This window comes from Micromonospora sp. NPDC007220 (assembly GCF_040634035.1).
In the GTDB taxonomy this organism is placed as follows: Bacteria; Actinomycetota; Actinomycetes; order Mycobacteriales; family Micromonosporaceae; genus Micromonospora; species Micromonospora reichwaldensis.
Genome location: NZ_JBEYEU010000030.1, coordinates 25275 through 42738 on the forward strand (window position 1 = coordinate 25275; position 17464 = coordinate 42738).

Annotated in this window: 17 protein-coding genes; 3 read left to right on the plus strand and 14 right to left on the minus strand. The window is 69.7% G+C overall.

Annotated features, from left to right (window positions below):
• Window positions 1–37: 37 nt before the first annotated feature.
• The 14 genes from ABZ573_RS29095 to ABZ573_RS29160 form a co-directional block, all read right to left on the minus strand.
• Window positions 38–1138: a hypothetical protein gene (locus ABZ573_RS29095; RefSeq protein ID WP_151453088.1), complete on the minus strand. Its 1101-nt coding sequence runs from the start codon at window positions 1136–1138 to the stop codon at window positions 38–40.
• Window positions 1138–1806, minus strand: coding sequence for a GNAT family N-acetyltransferase (locus ABZ573_RS29100; RefSeq protein ID WP_151453087.1), 669 nt, complete (start codon window positions 1804–1806; stop codon window positions 1138–1140). The genes ABZ573_RS29095 and ABZ573_RS29100 overlap by 1 nt, the downstream gene beginning before the upstream one ends.
• Window positions 1807–1826: 20 nt before the next feature.
• Window positions 1827–2462, minus strand: a complete 636-nt coding sequence (locus tag ABZ573_RS29105) for a GNAT family N-acetyltransferase (protein WP_358122223.1) — start codon at window positions 2460–2462, stop codon at window positions 1827–1829.
• A gap of 149 nt (window positions 2463–2611) precedes the next feature.
• Window positions 2612–3391 (minus strand): hypothetical protein, encoded by a 780-nt coding sequence (locus ABZ573_RS29110; protein WP_358122225.1) that lies wholly within the window; start codon window positions 3389–3391, stop codon window positions 2612–2614.
• 135 nt (window positions 3392–3526) lie between these two features.
• Window positions 3527–4282 carry a class I SAM-dependent methyltransferase gene (locus ABZ573_RS29115; protein WP_151453085.1) on the minus strand — a complete coding sequence of 252 codons (756 nt, stop codon included), beginning with the start codon at window positions 4280–4282 and terminating at the stop codon, window positions 3527–3529.
• Between the two features lie 112 nt (window positions 4283–4394).
• Complete coding sequence (locus ABZ573_RS29120; protein WP_151453084.1) at window positions 4395–4757, minus strand: hypothetical protein; 363 nt, start codon at window positions 4755–4757, stop codon at window positions 4395–4397.
• Window positions 4758–4962: 205 nt separating this feature from the next.
• Complete coding sequence (locus tag ABZ573_RS29125; protein WP_358122228.1) at window positions 4963–6480, minus strand: ATP-binding cassette domain-containing protein; 1518 nt, start codon at window positions 6478–6480, stop codon at window positions 4963–4965.
• Complete coding sequence (locus ABZ573_RS29130; protein ID WP_225852550.1) at window positions 6477–7355, minus strand: branched-chain amino acid ABC transporter permease; 879 nt, start codon at window positions 7353–7355, stop codon at window positions 6477–6479. The genes ABZ573_RS29125 and ABZ573_RS29130 overlap by 4 nt, the downstream gene beginning before the upstream one ends.
• Before the next feature lie 110 nt (window positions 7356–7465).
• Window positions 7466–8344 carry a branched-chain amino acid ABC transporter permease gene (locus ABZ573_RS29135; RefSeq protein WP_151457687.1) on the minus strand — a complete coding sequence of 293 codons (879 nt, stop codon included), beginning with the start codon at window positions 8342–8344 and terminating at the stop codon, window positions 7466–7468.
• A gap of 31 nt (window positions 8345–8375) precedes the next feature.
• A complete protein-coding gene (locus tag ABZ573_RS29140) occupies window positions 8376–9191 on the minus strand; it encodes a class I SAM-dependent methyltransferase (RefSeq protein ID WP_151457688.1) in 816 nt (271 codons plus the stop codon).
• A gap of 18 nt (window positions 9192–9209) precedes the next feature.
• Window positions 9210–10544, minus strand: a complete 1335-nt coding sequence (locus ABZ573_RS29145) for an ABC transporter substrate-binding protein (protein ID WP_358122231.1) — start codon at window positions 10542–10544, stop codon at window positions 9210–9212.
• A gap of 33 nt (window positions 10545–10577) precedes the next feature.
• Window positions 10578–11123, minus strand: a complete 546-nt coding sequence (locus ABZ573_RS29150) for an ATP/GTP-binding protein (RefSeq protein ID WP_225852139.1) — start codon at window positions 11121–11123, stop codon at window positions 10578–10580.
• A gap of 11 nt (window positions 11124–11134) precedes the next feature.
• Entirely contained in the window at window positions 11135–11548 is a 414-nt protein-coding gene (locus ABZ573_RS29155; RefSeq protein ID WP_151454186.1) for a roadblock/LC7 domain-containing protein, read from the minus strand.
• Window positions 11548–14067 (minus strand): nitrate- and nitrite sensing domain-containing protein, encoded by a 2520-nt coding sequence (locus ABZ573_RS29160; RefSeq protein ID WP_358122242.1) that lies wholly within the window; start codon window positions 14065–14067, stop codon window positions 11548–11550. The genes ABZ573_RS29155 and ABZ573_RS29160 overlap by 1 nt, the downstream gene beginning before the upstream one ends.
• A 498-nt stretch (window positions 14068–14565) precedes the next feature.
• Between ABZ573_RS29160 and ABZ573_RS29165 the strand changes: the two genes are divergently transcribed.
• From ABZ573_RS29165 to ABZ573_RS29175, 3 genes are all read left to right on the plus strand, one after another.
• Window positions 14566–15453 (plus strand): helix-turn-helix transcriptional regulator, encoded by an 888-nt coding sequence (locus ABZ573_RS29165; protein WP_151454187.1) that lies wholly within the window; start codon window positions 14566–14568, stop codon window positions 15451–15453.
• Complete coding sequence (locus tag ABZ573_RS29170; RefSeq protein WP_151454188.1) at window positions 15450–15668, plus strand: DUF397 domain-containing protein; 219 nt, start codon at window positions 15450–15452, stop codon at window positions 15666–15668. The genes ABZ573_RS29165 and ABZ573_RS29170 overlap by 4 nt, the downstream gene beginning before the upstream one ends.
• Before the next feature lie 239 nt (window positions 15669–15907).
• Window positions 15908–17434: an XRE family transcriptional regulator gene (locus ABZ573_RS29175; protein WP_151454189.1), complete on the plus strand. Its 1527-nt coding sequence runs from the start codon at window positions 15908–15910 to the stop codon at window positions 17432–17434.
• The last annotated feature ends 30 nt before the right edge of the window (window positions 17435–17464 follow it).

Here is a 17464-nt window from a genome sequence, read left to right on the forward strand (position 1 = left end):
CGCCGTTAACGGACTGGCGGGTAGGAGCCAATGGGCGTTAGGCATCGGCGTCGATGGCGTGTCGGTGCTTGCTGTTGAGGCAGTGGCGGCGCATGCGTTCGAGTTCGTGTTGCATCCGAGGCCCGTCGGGGTGCTCGCGTCGCTGGGCCTTGTGGGCGGCAAGGGTGTTTGCTAGCAGTTGCCGTGCGGTGACGCAGTCGCCGCTATCGAACAGCAGTAGCGCGTGGGTGGCGTGAGCCGCGATGGTGGGGAGCGCGCGGGGGCCCAGCATGCGGTGGAGGTGGGCGGCGAGCTCGGCGTACAGGTCGGCGGCGTGGGATGTGTGACCGGCGTGGCGGTGCGCGGCGGCAAGGACTTTCAGCGCGTGGCACGTCGTCGGGTTGTGGTCACCAAGGAATTTGCGCAGGGACCGGTGGCCGTAGGCGGCCCAGGTGATAGCGGTCGAGGCGCGGTGGGTGGTGAGCAGGATTTGCGCGTAGAGGACGGCGACGGTAGCGGTGGTTTCGTCACGTGCGGTGGCGCCCGTGCGGTGGGGATCGATTTGGCGGAGGCCGGTCTCCAGTAGTCCGAGTGCGTCAGTCATATCGCCGGCGTCCATCCGCTGGCGGGCGAGGTCGAGCCGCTGGCGTGTGGTCAGGTCGGGTCGGTGTAGCCGTCGTGGTGCGGGGTGCCAGGTAATGTGCAGGTCTGTGGCGGTCGCGCCGACGGTGATGCGGCGGATGATGCCGGGTGCGTAGAGGGCGGCGTCGTGGGTCCGACCGCGGGGGACGAGCTGGGGGACGCGTTGCAGCATGGCCTCGGCGATAAGGGTGCTGATCTGCGAGGCGGGCAGCGGTCTGCGTGGGCAGGCTGAGCGGCAGCTGTAGCACGGCTCATGCTGAGGCAGATCCACGAGCACCATCGGCTGCGCGCACAATCGGCAGACGAGCAGCCCTGGCGGCAGTGACACCGTCTCGATGCCGGTAGCGCTGGCCACCCACCGCCATACGGTGGCTGCCGGGATCCGGTGGATCTGCGCCGCCAGTGTGGCGGCTCGGTAGAGGCCGGCGCTCTCGCCGCTGCCAAGGACGTCGGCTACCACGTCCGCGACGAACGCGGGGGTCCACGCGGTCGGGCGCTGGGTCATGTTCTGGGGCATCAAGGGCTCTCGGATCGTGGCGGACGGCTCGGGCTTCGGCGGTCAGGCAGGAGAGAGGCTCCGGGACGTACCGGTCGGGCTTCCCTGCTCAGCGGCCAGAGTTTCGGTCCGTCGGGTAGGGCCAGCGGCAGGGCGGCGTGGTAGCCCTGTCTGCGCAGCAGGTCGCGGACCGCCTCGGTGGTGACCACGGTGCAGGCCGGCCATCCGGAGCTGCCGACGACGGCGTGATGCCGTCGTAGTAGCTCGCTGGCGAGGCCCTGTCGGCGGTAGGCGGGGTGCACTGCCAGCCATGACAGCCAGTGGTGCGGCACCCAGGACCGGTAGCCGTCGACGGCCGAGGTCAGCTGCCTCAGGCGGCCGGCCGCGGTGCCGGCGAGGATGGTCAGCTGGTGATCTGCGAGCGGGCAGGCAGAGGCGTGCGGGTCGTAGCGACGCCACACCGCGACCGCCGAGAGGTTCACGGTTACGTCGACGGTCCCGGTTTCGATGGCGTGGTCGACGCCAACGGCGAGCAATCGGTGCAGGATGGTGACGCGCTGTGTCGAGTTGGGCAGCAGCCACCGCACGACGGGGTCGGTGTCCAGGGCGCTGGCCAGCAGCACCGTGATCGCGGCGACGTCGCGGGGCGTTGCCCTGCGCATCGTGGCGACCAGGGCAGGGCTGGCCACTGCGCCTGCCCGCTCTGGGGTCACGGCTTCGCCTCTTTACTGCGTGTGACGGACGGTGATCGGGCCCCGCTGCGCTGGCGTGGGCTGCGGCTCATCGGGTGCATGGTCACGCCGGTGCTCGGCTGCACGGTTGACTGGGTGGTGTCGTAGCCGACCTGGGCGAGGAGGTGTTGCCCGGGCGGGAGTGCGACAGTCCATGACGGTAGGTCGAGACGGTAGGTCCGGTTGCGAACGTGAGTCATCAGTGCGCGGCCTCGGCCGGACCTCTGGTGTGTGGGGCGCACGGCGAGGTACGCGAGGTGGTAGTGGGCGTGGGCCGGTTGGCTGCTGGCGATGATGTCGTCCAGGGCGAGGAAGCGCTCTGCGTGCGGGCCGGCGGCGGTGGCGAGGCGAGTGGTGTATTTGACCGGTGGCGGAAGGGGCCGCAACCGGTGGAAGCAGACCGCGGCGGCGGCGAGGTCGGTGGTGACGTAGACGTCGCCGAAGAAGAGGGCGTGTTCGACCCAGATTTTGGCGACGTCGGTCAGAACGCGTCCGCGCTCTTCCTCGTCGGGTACCAGCCAGGCGGCAAGAGGAGTGGGCTGTAGGGCCCCGGCGATCACCGCGGCGACAGGACCCTGCTCCGTCCATCGGGCGGCCCGGATGTGATGCGTCACCTCGTACTCCTTGCTGGCTGTCTTGTTGCTGGGGGAAGTGGGGTGGCCGGCGGGAGGGAACGGGGGAACCGCTGCCGCCGGCCACGCAGGATCGGCCGCCGCCCTACCCCCAAGGGTTCGGCGGCCGGTGGCTTGTCACCGCCCGTAGGTCACGCGGGCGGCGATGGTGATGCCGTGGAGGTACCGGCACGGCCCCGCTCCAGCAGGAGGATGTGGGAGAACAGCCCTGGCCGGCGCCCGCCATCGAGCCACTCCTGGGCGGCGAGCAGATCGCCGGTGGCCGGGTCGATCACCAACGTCGAGGTGGATCCCCCGGCGACGACTCGGAAGAGCAGTCCGGGTCGGCCAGCGAGGTCCCTCGTCGCGCCCCTATACGTGATCCCAGGAATCGTCGCCAGGACGCGCAGGGCTGTCGCGCGTTGCCGTTGGTCGAGGTACTGGTTGGTGGCTAGGCCGACGACGCCGCCGGCCAGCAGCCTCGGGTAGGCCGGCTCGTCGACCAGCTCTGGCGGCACCAGCAGTTTGGCCAGCTCCCCCGGGTCGGCCGGGATCGCACCGGGAAGGTAGGGATGCAGCTGTCCGGCCCCGTATCGGGTCGAGGTCTGCGCCGCCCGGCTGAACTGGTCACGATCGTCGGGCGTGAGCTGGTGGTTTACGCCCCACAGGTCCGGTGCCCGGCGGCTGATCTCTCGGCCTGAGCCGTCTCTGTCGTGGCGCCAGCGTCGTAGGTCGGTGAGAACGATCGTGTTGGTCGCGCGTGCCCACGTTTGCAGGTGCAGGTACGTGTAGGGCAGCCCGGCGGTGGTGTCAGCGGGCGTGGCGCTGATGGTGCTAGCGAGCAGTTCCAAGCGCTGCCGAGTGGTGAGCCCGGCGGCGGTTGCTGTCGTAGCGGGCGAGGCGGACGGTTGTTCTGCGGGTGGCGGGCTCACGTCTCGTCCTGACGTGGCAGGGGCAGTGCCGTCGCTCTGGCACGCGGTGAGCGCCGCGAGGACGAGGCTGCCGCCGAGTAGTGCGCCCAAGAGACGGCGCGCCGGTAGGACCAGGTGAGTCATGGTTCACGCCCTTTAGGTGCGCTCGCGGGCGTGGATGACCCGGTGTTCGTAGGAGCCGAGGAGTACGCGGGGGTCCGCCATGAGGCTGGCGAACCGGTCGACGTCCTCCTGCGTGATGTCGGTCAGGGTGGAATGCAGGTGGGTGACGATGTCGGCGAGTAGTCGGCATTCGGGTCCGCCCCCGGTCCAGGTCTCGGCGCCCGAGTGGATGCAGTGCTGCACCAGGCCGTGGTGCAGGAGAACGGTTTCGGGCGTAGTAGTCCAGGTTCCGCGATACGAGCCGGTGACGGCGCATTGAACCTCATGCATGACGGCGGAGATCAGGGTGAGGGATTCGTCGTCGGGGCTGCGGTAGACCCGGGGTGGGGTGCGTCTGATGTCGGCGAGGACGAGCCAGCCACCCGGACGCAGCCGGGCGATCATCTGCTCGACCACGTCTGCGGGATCGCGCAGGGTGCCGTGAAGCCAGCGGGCAATGATGTGGTCGTAGCTGTCGGCCTGGCCGGGCAGGAGGTCGCGGTTCGGGTCGAGCTGCTGGACGTCGATAACGGGGGTGCCGGTCAGGTGGCTGGTGTCGGTGTCAACGGCGGTGACGGCCCCGTAGCGGCCGACGAGCTGCGCCAGGCGGGCGGTGATCTCGCCGGTACCGGCGCCAACCTCCAGTACCCGCTGGTTGACTTTGATGTCGAGGTGGTCCAGGACGTTGTGGATGCTCGGGTTGAGCAGCTGGTGTATCGGCGCGGGGTGGGTCGGCAGTGTGGTCGTCATGGCGTTCCTTGGGTGTCGGTGTGGTGGGTGATGCCGGCGGCATCAGGTGCTCAGTTGGTCCTCGCGGGGACGTGCCGGTTTCGCACGGCAGCGATGGTGGGCCTCGTTCCGGTCATGGGTGGTAGGCGGCGGTGGTGGTGGGTAAATGGGCGTGCCAGCGCAGGTCGATGGCGTGTGGTGTGCGGACGAAAACCTGGTCGACCATGCGGACAAGGTGTTGGCGCAGGTCCGCTCGGGTGGACTGGCGCCACCGGTAGTAGGTGATGAGGGGTCGTTCGGTGGCGGTGCGCCTGTCGTGGGCGGCGGCATGCCCGACGACGAGGGCCTCCAGGTATGCGGCGTCGTGCAGGGTGAAGCAGAAGCAGACGTAGAAGCGGCGTCGTGGGGTGGCGGCGTAGGGCTGGAGTGTCTGCCCGCAGGTGGTGCAGCTGGCCAGGTCGGTGAGCAGCCACAGGCTGATGTCGTCGTCGGTCACGGCTCCACCAGCACGTGGTTGGTGGTGGGTGGGGTGGTTGGCGACCGTGTCCGGGTCAGCGTCGCCAACCACCCGCCGCCGCCCGCTACGGGGTGTGCCGTGCGGGCGGCGGCGTCCACCCGGCGCGGCCGGGCCGCTGCGCCGGATGAACAGCGGCAAGGCACGGGGGTGACCCCACCGCATCGGAAACGATCGTGGGTTGCAGTCATGACGGTGTCGGTGTGGTGGTCGAGACGGTGAGCAGGTCGTGCAGTTCGGTGGGGTACTCGCGTAGATCGGCTGTGGCGACGTGGTGGGTGATCCGGGTGCGGTCCAGGACGGCGATGTCGTGCGCGACCTGACAGGCCAGTGCGAGGTTCTGTTCGGCGAGCAGGACCGCGGTGCCTTCGGCGGCGAGGCCGGTGATGATCGCCGCGAGGTGGCCGACGACGGCGGGGGCGAGGCCTTCGGACGGTTCGTCGAGCAGCAGCACGTCGGGGGCGGCGATGAGCGCGCGGGCCAGGGCGAGCATCTGCTGCTCGCCTCCGGAGAGCTGGTGGGGTTGATGATGGCATCGCTGCGCGAGCGCCGGGAACAGGTCGAGCACCTGGCGGACGTCGATGGTCCTGGGCCGGCTGGGATGCGGTCGGGGTAGCGCGAGGTGTTCGTCGACGGTGAGTCCGGCGAACAGGCGGCGTCCTTGCGGGACCAGGCCGAGACCTGCGCGAACGCGGGCGCGGGTGTCGCACTCGGTCAAGGACTGGCCATGCAGGAGGAGTTCGGTGCCAGGATCGGCGGGGTGTAGGCCGGCGATGGTGTTGATCAGGGTGGTTTTGCCGGCGCCGTTGCGGCCGACGACTGCGGTCACCCGCCCGGCCCGCACGTCGAGGGTGATGTCGGTGAGCACCGGTGCCCCGGTGTAGCCCGCGTGCAGGTGGCGCACGCGCAGGACCGGTGTTCCGTCCGCGACGGTGTCCCGGCGGCCGTGGGCGTCGCGCGGTTCGGGGCTGGCGGTGGTGTCGACGCCGAGGTAGGCGCGGCGTACGTCGGGGTGTTCGCGGATCATGGTGGGGGTGCCGGTGGCGATGTGCTGGCCGTGGTGCAGCACGGTGATCGTGTCGGCGACGGCGGCGACGAAGTCGAGGTTGTGGTCGACTAGCAGCACGGTGATGTCGTCCGGCAGCGCGCGGATCAGCTCCGCGAGGCGGGTGATCTCGTCGGTGGCGAGGCCGGCGGAGGGTTCGTCGAGCAGCAGTAGCCGGGGCCCGGCGGCGAGCGCGACGGCGATCTCCAGGCGGCGTTGGTCGCCGTAGGCGAGCTGGCCGGCGGGCCGGTCGGCGTGGGCGGCCAGGCCGACCTGCGCCAGCGCCGTGTGGGCGGCCGTTACGGCGTGCGGCTGCGGGCGCAGCGCTGCGAGGCGCTGTCCGGGGACGGCGAGTAGCACGTTCTGGATGGCGGTGAGTGGGCGGGCGAGGGCGGGGTGTTGCCAGGTGCGGGCGATGCCGGCGCGGGCGCGGCGGTGGGCAGGCCAGCGGCCGATGTCGTGGCCGGCGTAGTGGATGCGGCCGGCGGTGGGGCGCAGTGTGCCGGCGACGAGGTGCAGCAGCGTGGACTTGCCGGCGCCGTTGGGGCCGATGATCGCGTGTCGGGCCCCGGCCTCCAGGTCGACGCTGACCTTGTCGACAGCGCGGCGGGATCCGTAGGAGCGGCTGACGGTGTCCACACGCAGCAGGGGGACGCTCATGTCCGCCTCCCGGGGAGTCGGGTGGTGAGGCCGGCAAGGCGGTGCCGGGGTAGGTAGGCCAGCAGCAGAAATGCCAGGCCGAGCAGGGTGGGGCCGTGGCCGCCGAGTAGTCCGCCAATCCAGTCGCGGGCGGCGACGAGGAGGATCGCGGCGGCGCAGGCGCCGGCCATGCTGCCGGATCCGATGAGCGCGGCGGCCAGGGCGAGGGCGGAGATGCCCATGGCGGCGTCGGCGGGTGAGACGTACCGGGTGACCGCGATCAGTAGGGCTCCGGCCGCGCCGGCGATCCCCCCGGCGAGCGTGTACGCGACGAGCAGAAGTCGGCTGGTGTGGTGTCCTGCTGCCTGTACTCGGGGTTCGTGGGCGGCGATGCCGCGCAGCAGCAGGCCGAAGCGGGTCCGGACGAGGATGGCGACGACGACGCCGATGAGCAGCGTGGCGGCGAGCACGTACAGGTACACCCAGCCGGGGCGCACCATCGCGGTCAGGCCGGGCAGCGCGATGGCGGGTGGGATGTGGACGCCTTCGTTGCCGCCCGGGGCCCACTGGTTCGCGGCGGCGTGGATGAGCTCGCCGAGGCCGAAGGTGACCATGAGAAAGGTGGTGCCCCGGGCACGCACCGCCAACAGGCCGGTCACGGCGGCGGCGAGGGCCCCGGCGGCGGCAGCCGCGAGTAGGTGGACCGGGCCGAGGCTGGTCAGCGTGGCGATGCTCGCGGCGGTGTAGGCGCCGACGGTCAGGTAGGCGGCCTGTCCCAGCGGCGCGAGCCCGGCGAGGCCGGCCAGGAGTTGGGTGCTCATCGCGAGCACGGCCATGACCAGGGCGGTGGCGGCAAGGGAGATCAGGTAGGCGTTGACCAGCCACGGCAGTCCCACCGCTGCCGCCAAGCCTAGGGCCCCGATCGTCGGTAGGGCCCAGGACGGCAGCCGAACCGGCCGGCGAGCCGGGGTGCCAGTGGACGCGGGGGTGGGAGTGAGGGTGGTGGTCATGCGGGCCGTCCCGGCAGTGCGGTGCGCTGACGGAGGGTAAGCGCGGCGAGCATCGCGGCGGCGAGAACGAATGCGGCGGCCCCAGGGACGAGGGCGACGCCGAGGGTGAGGATCTGCCCGACGCCGAGGGCGGCGAGCAGTGCGCCGCGGATGCTGCCGAGACCGCCGACGACGCAGACGATCAACGAGTAGACCAGGATGGTGGTGTCCACCCCCGGCGAGGGGCCGATAACCGGTGCGCCGAGGACCCCGGCGGTCACGGCGAGGACTCCCCCACCCACCAACACCCCGGTCCGGACGATGCCGGTGCGTAGGCCGGTGGCGGCGGCCATGCCCGCATCGGCGACCACCGCCCGCACGACCGCTCCGGCGCGGGACCGCTCGACGAGCATGAACAGCGCCGCCACCACCGCGAGGCCGACCGCGATGAACAGCAGCCGGTAGACCGGGTACTGGAAACCGCCCAGGCTCACCGAGCCGGCGACCGCCCGGGGCGGATCAACCGAGCGCGGCTCGGCGCCGAACACGAAGCTGAACTGGTCGGCGGCGATGTAGGCGATGCCGAGCGTGGCCAGCACCTGATCCAACGGTCGGTCGGTCAGCGGGCGCACCGCGGCGGCCAGACCTGCTCCCCCGAGGCTGCCGAGCAGCACGGCGGCGGCCAGCGCGAGAGCAAGACCGGTCCAGCCGCCGTCGGCGTAGTGCCAGGCAAGGTAGGCCCCAGCGAGGTAGAGAGTGCCGTGAGCCATGCTGAACACCCCGGCAACGCCGAAGATCAACGTCAGTCCGGCGGCGATGGTGAACAGCAGCAACCCGTACGCGACACCATCCAGTGCGGTGATCGTGTAGGCGTTGACGAGCCCGCTCCAGCCCACGACACTCCCCCTTTTTCTCTGGTTTTGCCGATCAGGCCTGGGTGATGCGGCGGCCGACGGTGGTGTGCATCAGGTAGCCCGACAGCAGCAGCTCCGGGTCCATCAGCACCTCCCGCAGCTCGGTCAGGTCCTCGCGGGTCATGCCGGCGTCGAGCAATTCGGCCTCGCGCTGGATGGAGTTGGAGCGGTGCAGCAGGCAGATGCCGGTGCCGCCGCGCCACGACCGGGACTCGATGTGGCTCTCGACATCGGCCAGGCCGGCGCGCAGCATCGCCTCCGGTGCCCGTTTGGCCCATCCCATGTCCGCCCCACGCGACTCGCCGAAGGCGAGCAAGCCGTCGTGGAACTGTTCGAGCAGCTCGGTGGCACGCTGGTGGGGGCTGCGGCGGATCATGTCCCGCCAGGTGCAGTCCCAGTCGGCCACCACGAGCACCCCGCCCGGAGCGAGGGCTTCAGTAAGTCGGGCGAGGACCTGCTCCCGTTCGGGCAGGTGCATCAGCACCAGCCGCGCCACGACCGCCTGCTGCGAGCCCTCCAGCTTCAGGTGCCGAATGTCTCCAGCCCGCACAGTGATGTTGGGGCCGGTGGGGATGTGGCGAGGGTCCAGGTCCACGGCGGTCACGTGCCCGCCCGGGGCGACCTGGTCGGACAGCCAGGCGGTCAGCGTGCCCGCCCCGGCACCGACGTCGGTGACGCTCCAGCCCGGCGCCAAGCCGGCCTCGACCAGGATCCGGCGGGTGCCGGCGTCGAGGATCTCCCCGAGGTGGCGAAGCTGGTTCTTGGCTTCGTCGGTGGCGTTGTCGAACATGTACCCGGCGATCTGCTCGCCGGCGGTGGTCGTGGTCATCGTGTCTGTCCTTCGTTCTCAGGAGCCGAGGGTGGTGAGCGTCTGCACGGTGCGGTTGACCCACACCTGCCCGTCTTGGGCGACCTCGCGCAGGTAGTACGCCTGCACGGGGGTGTGGTTGGTCGGCCCGAACTGCCAGGCACCCCGGGGTGAGTCGATCGACCCGACCCGCGACAGCGCCGCCGTCAGCGACCGCGAGGTCAACTCACCGCCCGCCTCGTCTCCTTCGGCAGCCGACGACGCGGCCAAACCGAATGCCGCTGGGCTACCGGAAGCCGGTGACGTCGTGGTGGCAGGGGTGGCCGCCGGGGCGTCGGGGCGGGTGAGCGCCTCCGCTATCGCCTTGTCCAGCACGAGGGCCGCGTCCCAGGAACAGACGTGGTAGAGGTTCGGCAGGCGCCCGTCGTTGGCCGCCGTGTAGCGGCGCACGAAGTCCCGGTTGGCCGCGTTGTCCAGCGTTGTCGAGTAGTTCAGCGCGGTGTAGACGCCCTTGGCCTGCTGCCCCAAGGCCGCGAGCGGCGCGCCCTCGGTGAGGAAGCCCGAGGCGTACAGCGGCACATCGACGCCGTACTGCCTGTACTGCTTGACGAACTCGATCGCGGACGCGCCGGCGTAGAAGGTGTAGACCGCCGCCGGAGCAGCCTGCTTGATCTTCGTCAGGTAAGGGGAGAACTCGGTGGTCGGGGCCGGCGCCCACGGCGTCCACGTCGGCTCGCCGCCCGGGTTGGCCAGCTTCCCGCCTGCCTTGCGGAACGTGTCGACGAACCCGGCGATTTGGTCGCGTCCGCCGATGTAGTCGGGGCCGATTACCCATACCCGGCCGTCGCCGACCTTTTGCCGCAGGTAGCCGGCGATCGACGCGCCGGTCTCCTGACTCAGCCACGACGTCGACCACAGGTACGTCGGGTCGGCGACTGTGGAGGGCCGGCCGCCGGTGCCGATCAGCGGCACCCCGGACTCCTTCAACAGCGGGTACAGGGTCTGCACCGTGTCCGCGGTGCCCCCGCCGACCAGGGCGAGGACCTTGTCCTGCTCGATCAGCTTGCGCGCCGACGCGAGCGCGGTGGCTTTACCGTCGCCCTCGTCGGCCTCAATCACCTTGACGGGTCGGCCGCCGAGCTTGCCGCCCAGCTTTTCCAGGGCCAGCCGCCACCCGGCCGACTGATCGTCACCGACCGCCTTGTACGGGCCGGACTTCGGCACGATCAGGCCGATGCGGATCTCGCCACCGGCGGTGTCCGAGCCGCCGAGGCTCGACCCGGAGCATCCGGAGACGGCGATGAGCACGGCAGCGATGGCGGCGGCCAAAGCCAGGCGCCACCGAGATCGGCGGGCGGTGTTTTGAGGGATCACGGGAGTCGGAGTCCTTTCGTGCGAGTGCGCTGATCAGTAAGGAAGGGGCGTGGAAGACGGGTCATGGGTGGCGGGTACGGCGGTGGTGAGGTGGTGCAGGACGGCCAACACGGAGGCGGGCTCAGTGGCGTCACAGGTCAGGACCGGCACCTGCGCGGTGACCCGCAGGGCCTCGCGGATCTCGCGGCGGTTGCGCGAGCCACCGAGAGGCCGGTTGATCGCCACCAGGTGCGGCAGACGACGGGCGTCGAGGTAATCCAGCGCCGGAAACGAGGCCGCCAGGCGAGTGGAGTCGACCAGCACCACAGCCCCGAAGACGCCTGTGGCGAGCTGGTCCCACATCCACCACCAGCGCCGCTGCCCGGGGGTGGTACGCAAGGCGACGGTGACGCCGGTGGGCAGGGTGGCGGAGCCGGCCTCCCACACGCTGCCCGGTTGGCCAGCCAGCACCGCGTGGCCGTGGCTCGCGGCCCGCAGGAAGCAGGTCTTGCCCGTCCCCGGGCCGCCGGTCACCAGAACCGTGACCGTCGAGGCATGACCGTCAATCACGCTCGGGTCCAAGCCCATGCTCGTCGCCACCGGCACCTGGGTCAGCCCGCCACGCGTGGTCCCGGTCTTGCCTGCTCGCCGATGCGTGCCGCGAGCGCCGCCAGCTGGTAGGCGACGAGCGACGGGTCGCAGTCGACGCGGGCCAGCGCGGCCAGCGACGTGCCGTCGGGCACCTGCTGCACGACGAGGATCCCGTCGGCCATCATCAGCAGTTGGAACTGCACACTCCCGGTCAGCAGTAGATCGGTGGCACCGCGGGCCAGACTGACCAGACCGGACACGATCGCGGCGAGCTGGTCGCCCCGGTCAATCTCCAGGCCGGAGGTGCTGGCCAGCAGCAGCCCATCCGCAGACACCGCGACGACGTGCGCCACGGCCGGCATCTGCTGCGCCAACCCGTCCAGCACAGTCGATAGCTGCGGATTACGGGGTGTGGCGGTAGTGGTGGGGGCCATCAGTGTTCTCCTGTCGCGAGGGGAGGGGTGACAGACGCGGCCCGCAGGCCACGTAGCGTTCCGGCGACCTGTGCTCTGATCGCCGCAGGATCGATCGGTGCGGAAGGCTCGGAGCGGGTGCGCTGCGTCGGCAGCCCACCGGGCACCACGTGTGCGTGGGGGCGGCGTCGAGGAAGACCGGACGCGGTACGCCCATCCGTGGCCGGCTCGGCGGTGGACGCCGCCGCCTGCCAGCCCGCATCGGCTGCGGTGCGAAACCCGCCTGCGTCGTCGGTCTGCGGCCACAACCACGGTGAGCGCGCCACGACCTCACGGAACACCGGAGTGTCAGCCGGACGGGAGTCGCCAGCCGGCAACAGCAGCGGTGCCCGATCGCGGCGCACCTGCGGTAATTCCATGGTCGCGTCCGGCGGTGGCGCCGGCACGGCCGTGGACGGCCGGGTCGGACCGGCCCAGCCGTCGCCAGTCCGGGGCACCGCCGGGGCGACAGGCTGTACCGGGGCAACCGGTTGGGGTGCTGGCGCGAGTTCGGGACGGGCTCGTCGCTGGACCTGGCTGGGCACCACAATCTCGCGTACATGAACTCGGGTGACGTACTCGGCCGGCACGGTCACCTCGGCCGTGATACCAGTCGGTCTGGTCATGGTCAGGCGCACGCGGACCCCGAACTCGCGGGCAAGGCGTGAGATCACGACCAGGCCCATCTGGTCGGTGACCGTGACTTCCACCTCCGGGCTCGCCAGCAACGCGTTGGCACGCTCCAACTGCTTCGCACCCAGCCCGAGACCGGAGTCGACCACGAGGATCTGCACGTCTCGCCCGGACCATGCCGCCAACACCTGCACCTGATCGGCGGAAAACCGGGTCGCGTTGTCCAGCAGCTCCGCCAGGATGGATTTGACCGCGTTGACAGCGCGAGCGTCGATCTCGACCCCAACCAGCCGCTCGACACTGATCCGGGCGAAACCTTCGGTCTCCGACAAAGCCGCGTTCACCAGGTCGCCCAACTCAACCGGCATCCGCTGCGACTGACCCGGACCGCCACCGGCGACAATCAGCAGGTTCGCCCCAAAGCGGCGCAGGCGAGTCGCCTGCTGATCAGCGGCGAACACCATCGCCAGCCGATCCGGATCTTCCTCATCACGTTCAAGGAGATCGATACTTCCCAGAAGTTGCTCCGTCAGCGCCTGGACCCGCCGCCCAACCGACGTGATCATCGCACTGATCAGGGCACGGCCCCGCGCCTGATCCACCGTCGCGTCCACGGCGGAACGCAACACCAGGTTGAACGCGTCAGCGACCTGTCCCACCTCGTCGCGACCGACGACGGGTACCGCCACTCCACCAGCGCCCTCGGCCAACCGCTGCGCCGCCGTCGGATCCGATGCCGCCCGCAACCGCCGGACCAGACCCGGCAGCTCAACGTCCGCGACTCGCCGCGCGCCCTGTTCCAACAACGACAACTGGCCGACCAGCGACCGCGCCACCCGCACCGCGGTGACCACAGCAACGATCAGCATCACTATCAACACGGCGGCCTGTAGCGCGGCAGACCGAACCTGCTCCAGCCACAGGTCATCAGCGCCAGCCCCGATGTCACCGTTCACCGCCGACTGCACCTGGGCCAGCAGGTCCGCCCGGGTGGTCATCACCCGGCTCCACTGAGCAGCACCGCCCGCCAACCGCACCGGCTCATACACGCCCGTGCCGGACACCGCCCCGTCTAGCCGCACGGCGGCCAGCACGTCCGGGCCAGTCAGCGTTCGACCCAGCAGCGCCTGCCACGACGGCCGCGCCAACGCGTCGAACTCACGCAACGCCTCGTCCTGCGCGGATCGGGCGGCCACGATTTCGGCATGCAGCGCCGGGGTCAACCGCCTAGCCGCCAGCGCCTGCAACACCGCCACCTGCTGCTGACCCACCGACTCCCGAGCCCGCGACATCGCCGCCGCCGCGCGCATCTCGTCAGCGAGCTGAGGAGTAACGCCGCTCTGCGCCACTGCGGGCAGCAAGTCATCAAGATCAGCGATTACCCCGCGGTAACCGAAGGCCACCGCCGACAACGACACCAGCCCATCGCCTCGCACCCGCTGCCGCTGCGCCCCAACGTCCATCAAGCCGGCGTCCACCCTGGTTAACACCAGTCGCACGGACTCCGGGACGTCATCAAGCCGGTCACGCTGCTGGTGAAACCGCGATACCGCACGATCCGTGTCCTGAACCGCACGCTCGAAAGCGGCTGGAGTGACCGTCGAGCCGGGCAGCAGCAGGCCCACCGCGGCGTTCCGCTCGACCTGAAGCCGCTGCGTCACCTCGCCAGCGGCTCCACCCGCGATGAACATGTCCCCGGCGCGCCGCGTAGCCCCAGCCTCCCGAACAGAAGCCCAGAGGCCGAACCCTGTCGAGAGCACCGCGGCCAATACCGTCGGCACGACAATCAGTGCTGCCTTGAGCCGAACAGGAAGGTCCGCCAACGGACGCGTCCTCGCGACGATTCCTCGTCTCGCAGCGCTTTCCAACCCCGTCACCTCTGCCCTGGTTCTGCTGGTGATCAAACTTGCTGCTGAAATTGTTGAATCAGGTGGCCGTCATCGTGGCCGGTTCGCAGGCAGCGCAGCGAAGAGAACCACCGCACCGGCCACACCACCGTCGGGAAGCTCGATACGTAACCATTCCGGCCATCCAGCCGACAGCCAGACTCACCAGAATGGCAATCATCAATAGCAACACGCAGGCACCGCCCGTCTGAATGACCGTCAATACCGATCAGCAGTGGAGCGCCAAGCTGAACCAATCGCCATCCAAAAAGATCATGCCCGCCAGAGGTTGACGCTGGGAATACCTACCTTCGGTCCGACTTCGCGTACCGACTTGCGGTTCGACCAGTGCATGGCCTGCGGAAACAGTGGCGGACCGTCCGCCGGCTCGGTCACCACCAAGGGATTGGTGGGGTTACAGTGAGCGCACCCGGTCAGCTCCACTGTCGACCGGGCGTGCGTGGTCCCTGGAGGCTGCCGGTGAATCGCCCTAGTCCGTATGTCCGCCGACGATGGCTCGGACGTGAGATCCGTCGGCTGCGGGAGGAGCATGGCGTGACGGGCGAGTCGATCGCCCGTGCGCTGGGATTTCCGCGGCAACAGATCAGTGCGTTGGAGAACGGACGTCTCGGCCCTGATATTGATCTCGTCAGCGGAATCTGTGACTACCTCGCGGCGGGTGTGAACCGACGAGCCGCGATCGTGGACGCCGCCGCCGACGGTTGGGCGCGTGGATGGTGGGTGGCGGACGCAGAACGGATGGGGATCCGGCAGGCCACCTATGCCGATCTGGAAAGCGGCACCGAGACGATCACCGAGTACGCCATTTCACTGATCCCCGGCTTACTGCAGACACCAGCGTTCGCCAATGCCCGGCTACGCAGCGAACCCGGCCGTCATGGTGACGGGTTCGACCCTGCCGCCGCAGTCGCCGCCCGCGCTCGCCGCCAGAGCCTGGTGCTCGCCGTCGGCGGGCCGCAATACGCCGCCGTCATCGATGAAAGCGCCATCCGACGGCGCGCCGCTGACCCCGTGGTCGTCGCTGAGCAACTTCGACATGTCGTCGCCGTGTGCACCAACAATCCATCCGTGGTCGTCCAGGTGCTGCCGGCCGACACCTCGATCCGAGGACACAGCGCGCCACGATCGGCGTACTCGATCTACCGCTATCGCGACCCGCACGGCTCACAAGCTGTAGCGGTCGACACCCTGACCCGCGACATGATTCACACCGATCCTGATGAGCTGGACCCCTATGTGAGCCTGCACGGCCGGCTCAAGGCCGCAGCACTGTCTGCCGAATCGAGCATTCGTCTCCTCCGCGCCGCGGCGGAGAGTCTGGCACCCACCAAAGGAGCCCTGGTATGACCACCCAGTTCAATGATCAGGTTGTCTGGCGCAAGTCCAGTCGCAGTGACGACGGCAACTGCGTCGAGGTCGCCAGCACCCTCGGATCGATCCTGGTACGCGACTCGAAGGACAGCGCCGGACCGGTGCTGCGATTCGGTCCCAAGCAGTGGCGCGTTTTCACGCAGGACGTGTGTGGACGCGGCTTCTCGTCTGTGCCCGCGCGGGAGCAGTAGGAGAGCCCCAGCGTTCCAGGGCACCGCTCCTGGCACGTGGCGGCCGAGGCCGGCCTTGCGGTCTCGGCGACGCCCACCCAAGCCCGCGCTGACGCTGCGTTACCCTGTCGCCACGATGGCAGCAGTGGGTCGCGGGACGTCACCGGCCTCGACTGAGAACGCCCGGCTAGGGCGCCCATCTGCTGCAGTCCGACGAAGTTCACGGGGAAGGTCTGTCGGTGCCTCGTCATCCGGAGACGGTGATCACGCCGAACGCACAGCTCGCGACGAGACGCGCGGGCTTGTCGTCGCCGCGGCGACCCGGACAGCGCATGTCCCGGACAGAGCTGGCCGACGCCGTGAACATCGCCCTCGATCGGCTCTATCCGGGCCACGACCTCACCGCCCAGTATGTTGACCACCGATGGGTTGGCAAGCTGGAACGCGGAGAGAGCCGATGGCCCAGCGAAGAGCGGCGTGCCGCGCTACGACTCGCCCTTGACGCCGCAAGTGATGCCGATCTCGACCTCTACAGCCCTCGGCGCTCCAGCAGCGGAATACCGGACGCCGTGGACCGCCAACAGGTCGCCCAGTCAGGTTCACATCCCGACCTGCTTCCCGCAGGCAGTCTGCTGCAGCTCGAACACTGCGCGCCTGCGCTGTCCAGCGGTGACGTGCACCGAACAATCCCCGTCCCGACAGGACAGCACTTCCCTGGAGCGCTCATCGACGTCGAGGTATACCCAGCGGTCGACGACGGCCGCGTCCTCGCCACCATCCCCCCTTGCGGCACGCACCGGGGGTGGCGCCGGTCGGTTCAGCGGCGGCTGATCTTGGGGCACGTAGACGCACTGGATCGTCCTGGTGTGTTCGCGCTCGACTCTCGACAGGCGGATCGGCACCTGATCGAAGCCGGTCGGGACGCCCACTTGCTCATCCCTCGCGCGTACCAGCTCGACGCGATCACCACCGGCGTCATATGGGCGGTAACGAACCTCGACCTGTCGCTGCTGCTGGACGACGCCCGTTTGGACGCCGCCCGAGCCGCAGCGTCGCCGTACAGACACCTGACCCGGTCCGCCGCCAGCCACGACATCGCCGAGGACCTGGAATCAGTGTCGCGGCTGTGGATGGGATCAGCGTTCTGCGCCGACCACATCCGCCGCCACAGCCATGTCCTGTCCGACGTGCCCGTCTACTGGACCCGGGAGCAACGCGGGGAGGAAGCCAGCACGTGGCTGCTGTTCCGCCACAAACTGCGCTACCTGCGCGACACCGCCGAACGGTTCCAAAGCAGCTCCCAACCGATGACGAGGATGTTCTGCCTACCCCCGCACGCGGTAGCCGCGTCCTCGATGTCCGAACGGATCCTGCTGCTGCTCGCCATGGCATTGATGGAATCCGTCGGAATCCACACCGCGGTCACCGATGACCCGGAGTACACCGCGCTGCCCGGGCTTGTCATGGACAGCAGACGCGCAATCATGGCCACCTGGATTCGCGGCGATGACGTCTGGCACGTCGATGTCACCGACGACTCCCACACCATCGCCACCTACCGTGACGCTCTCGGCGACGTGCTAGCTCACTCCGTGACCGCTAGCGACACCCCCGGCGGACGGCTCCGTCACCTGGCCGACCACCTCAGCCTCGACTGGCACTGGCTGCAAGGCCGCTGCGCCGACCTCGGCCAATACGGATTCGCCGGACTCGCCGAGCCCCGCAGCCGCCTGCTCTCCCTCGACGGCGTCGACCAGGCATGCCGCTTCATCGGCACCATGCCGTAATAGGCTTCCCGCACCCGCCGCGACCGCCGG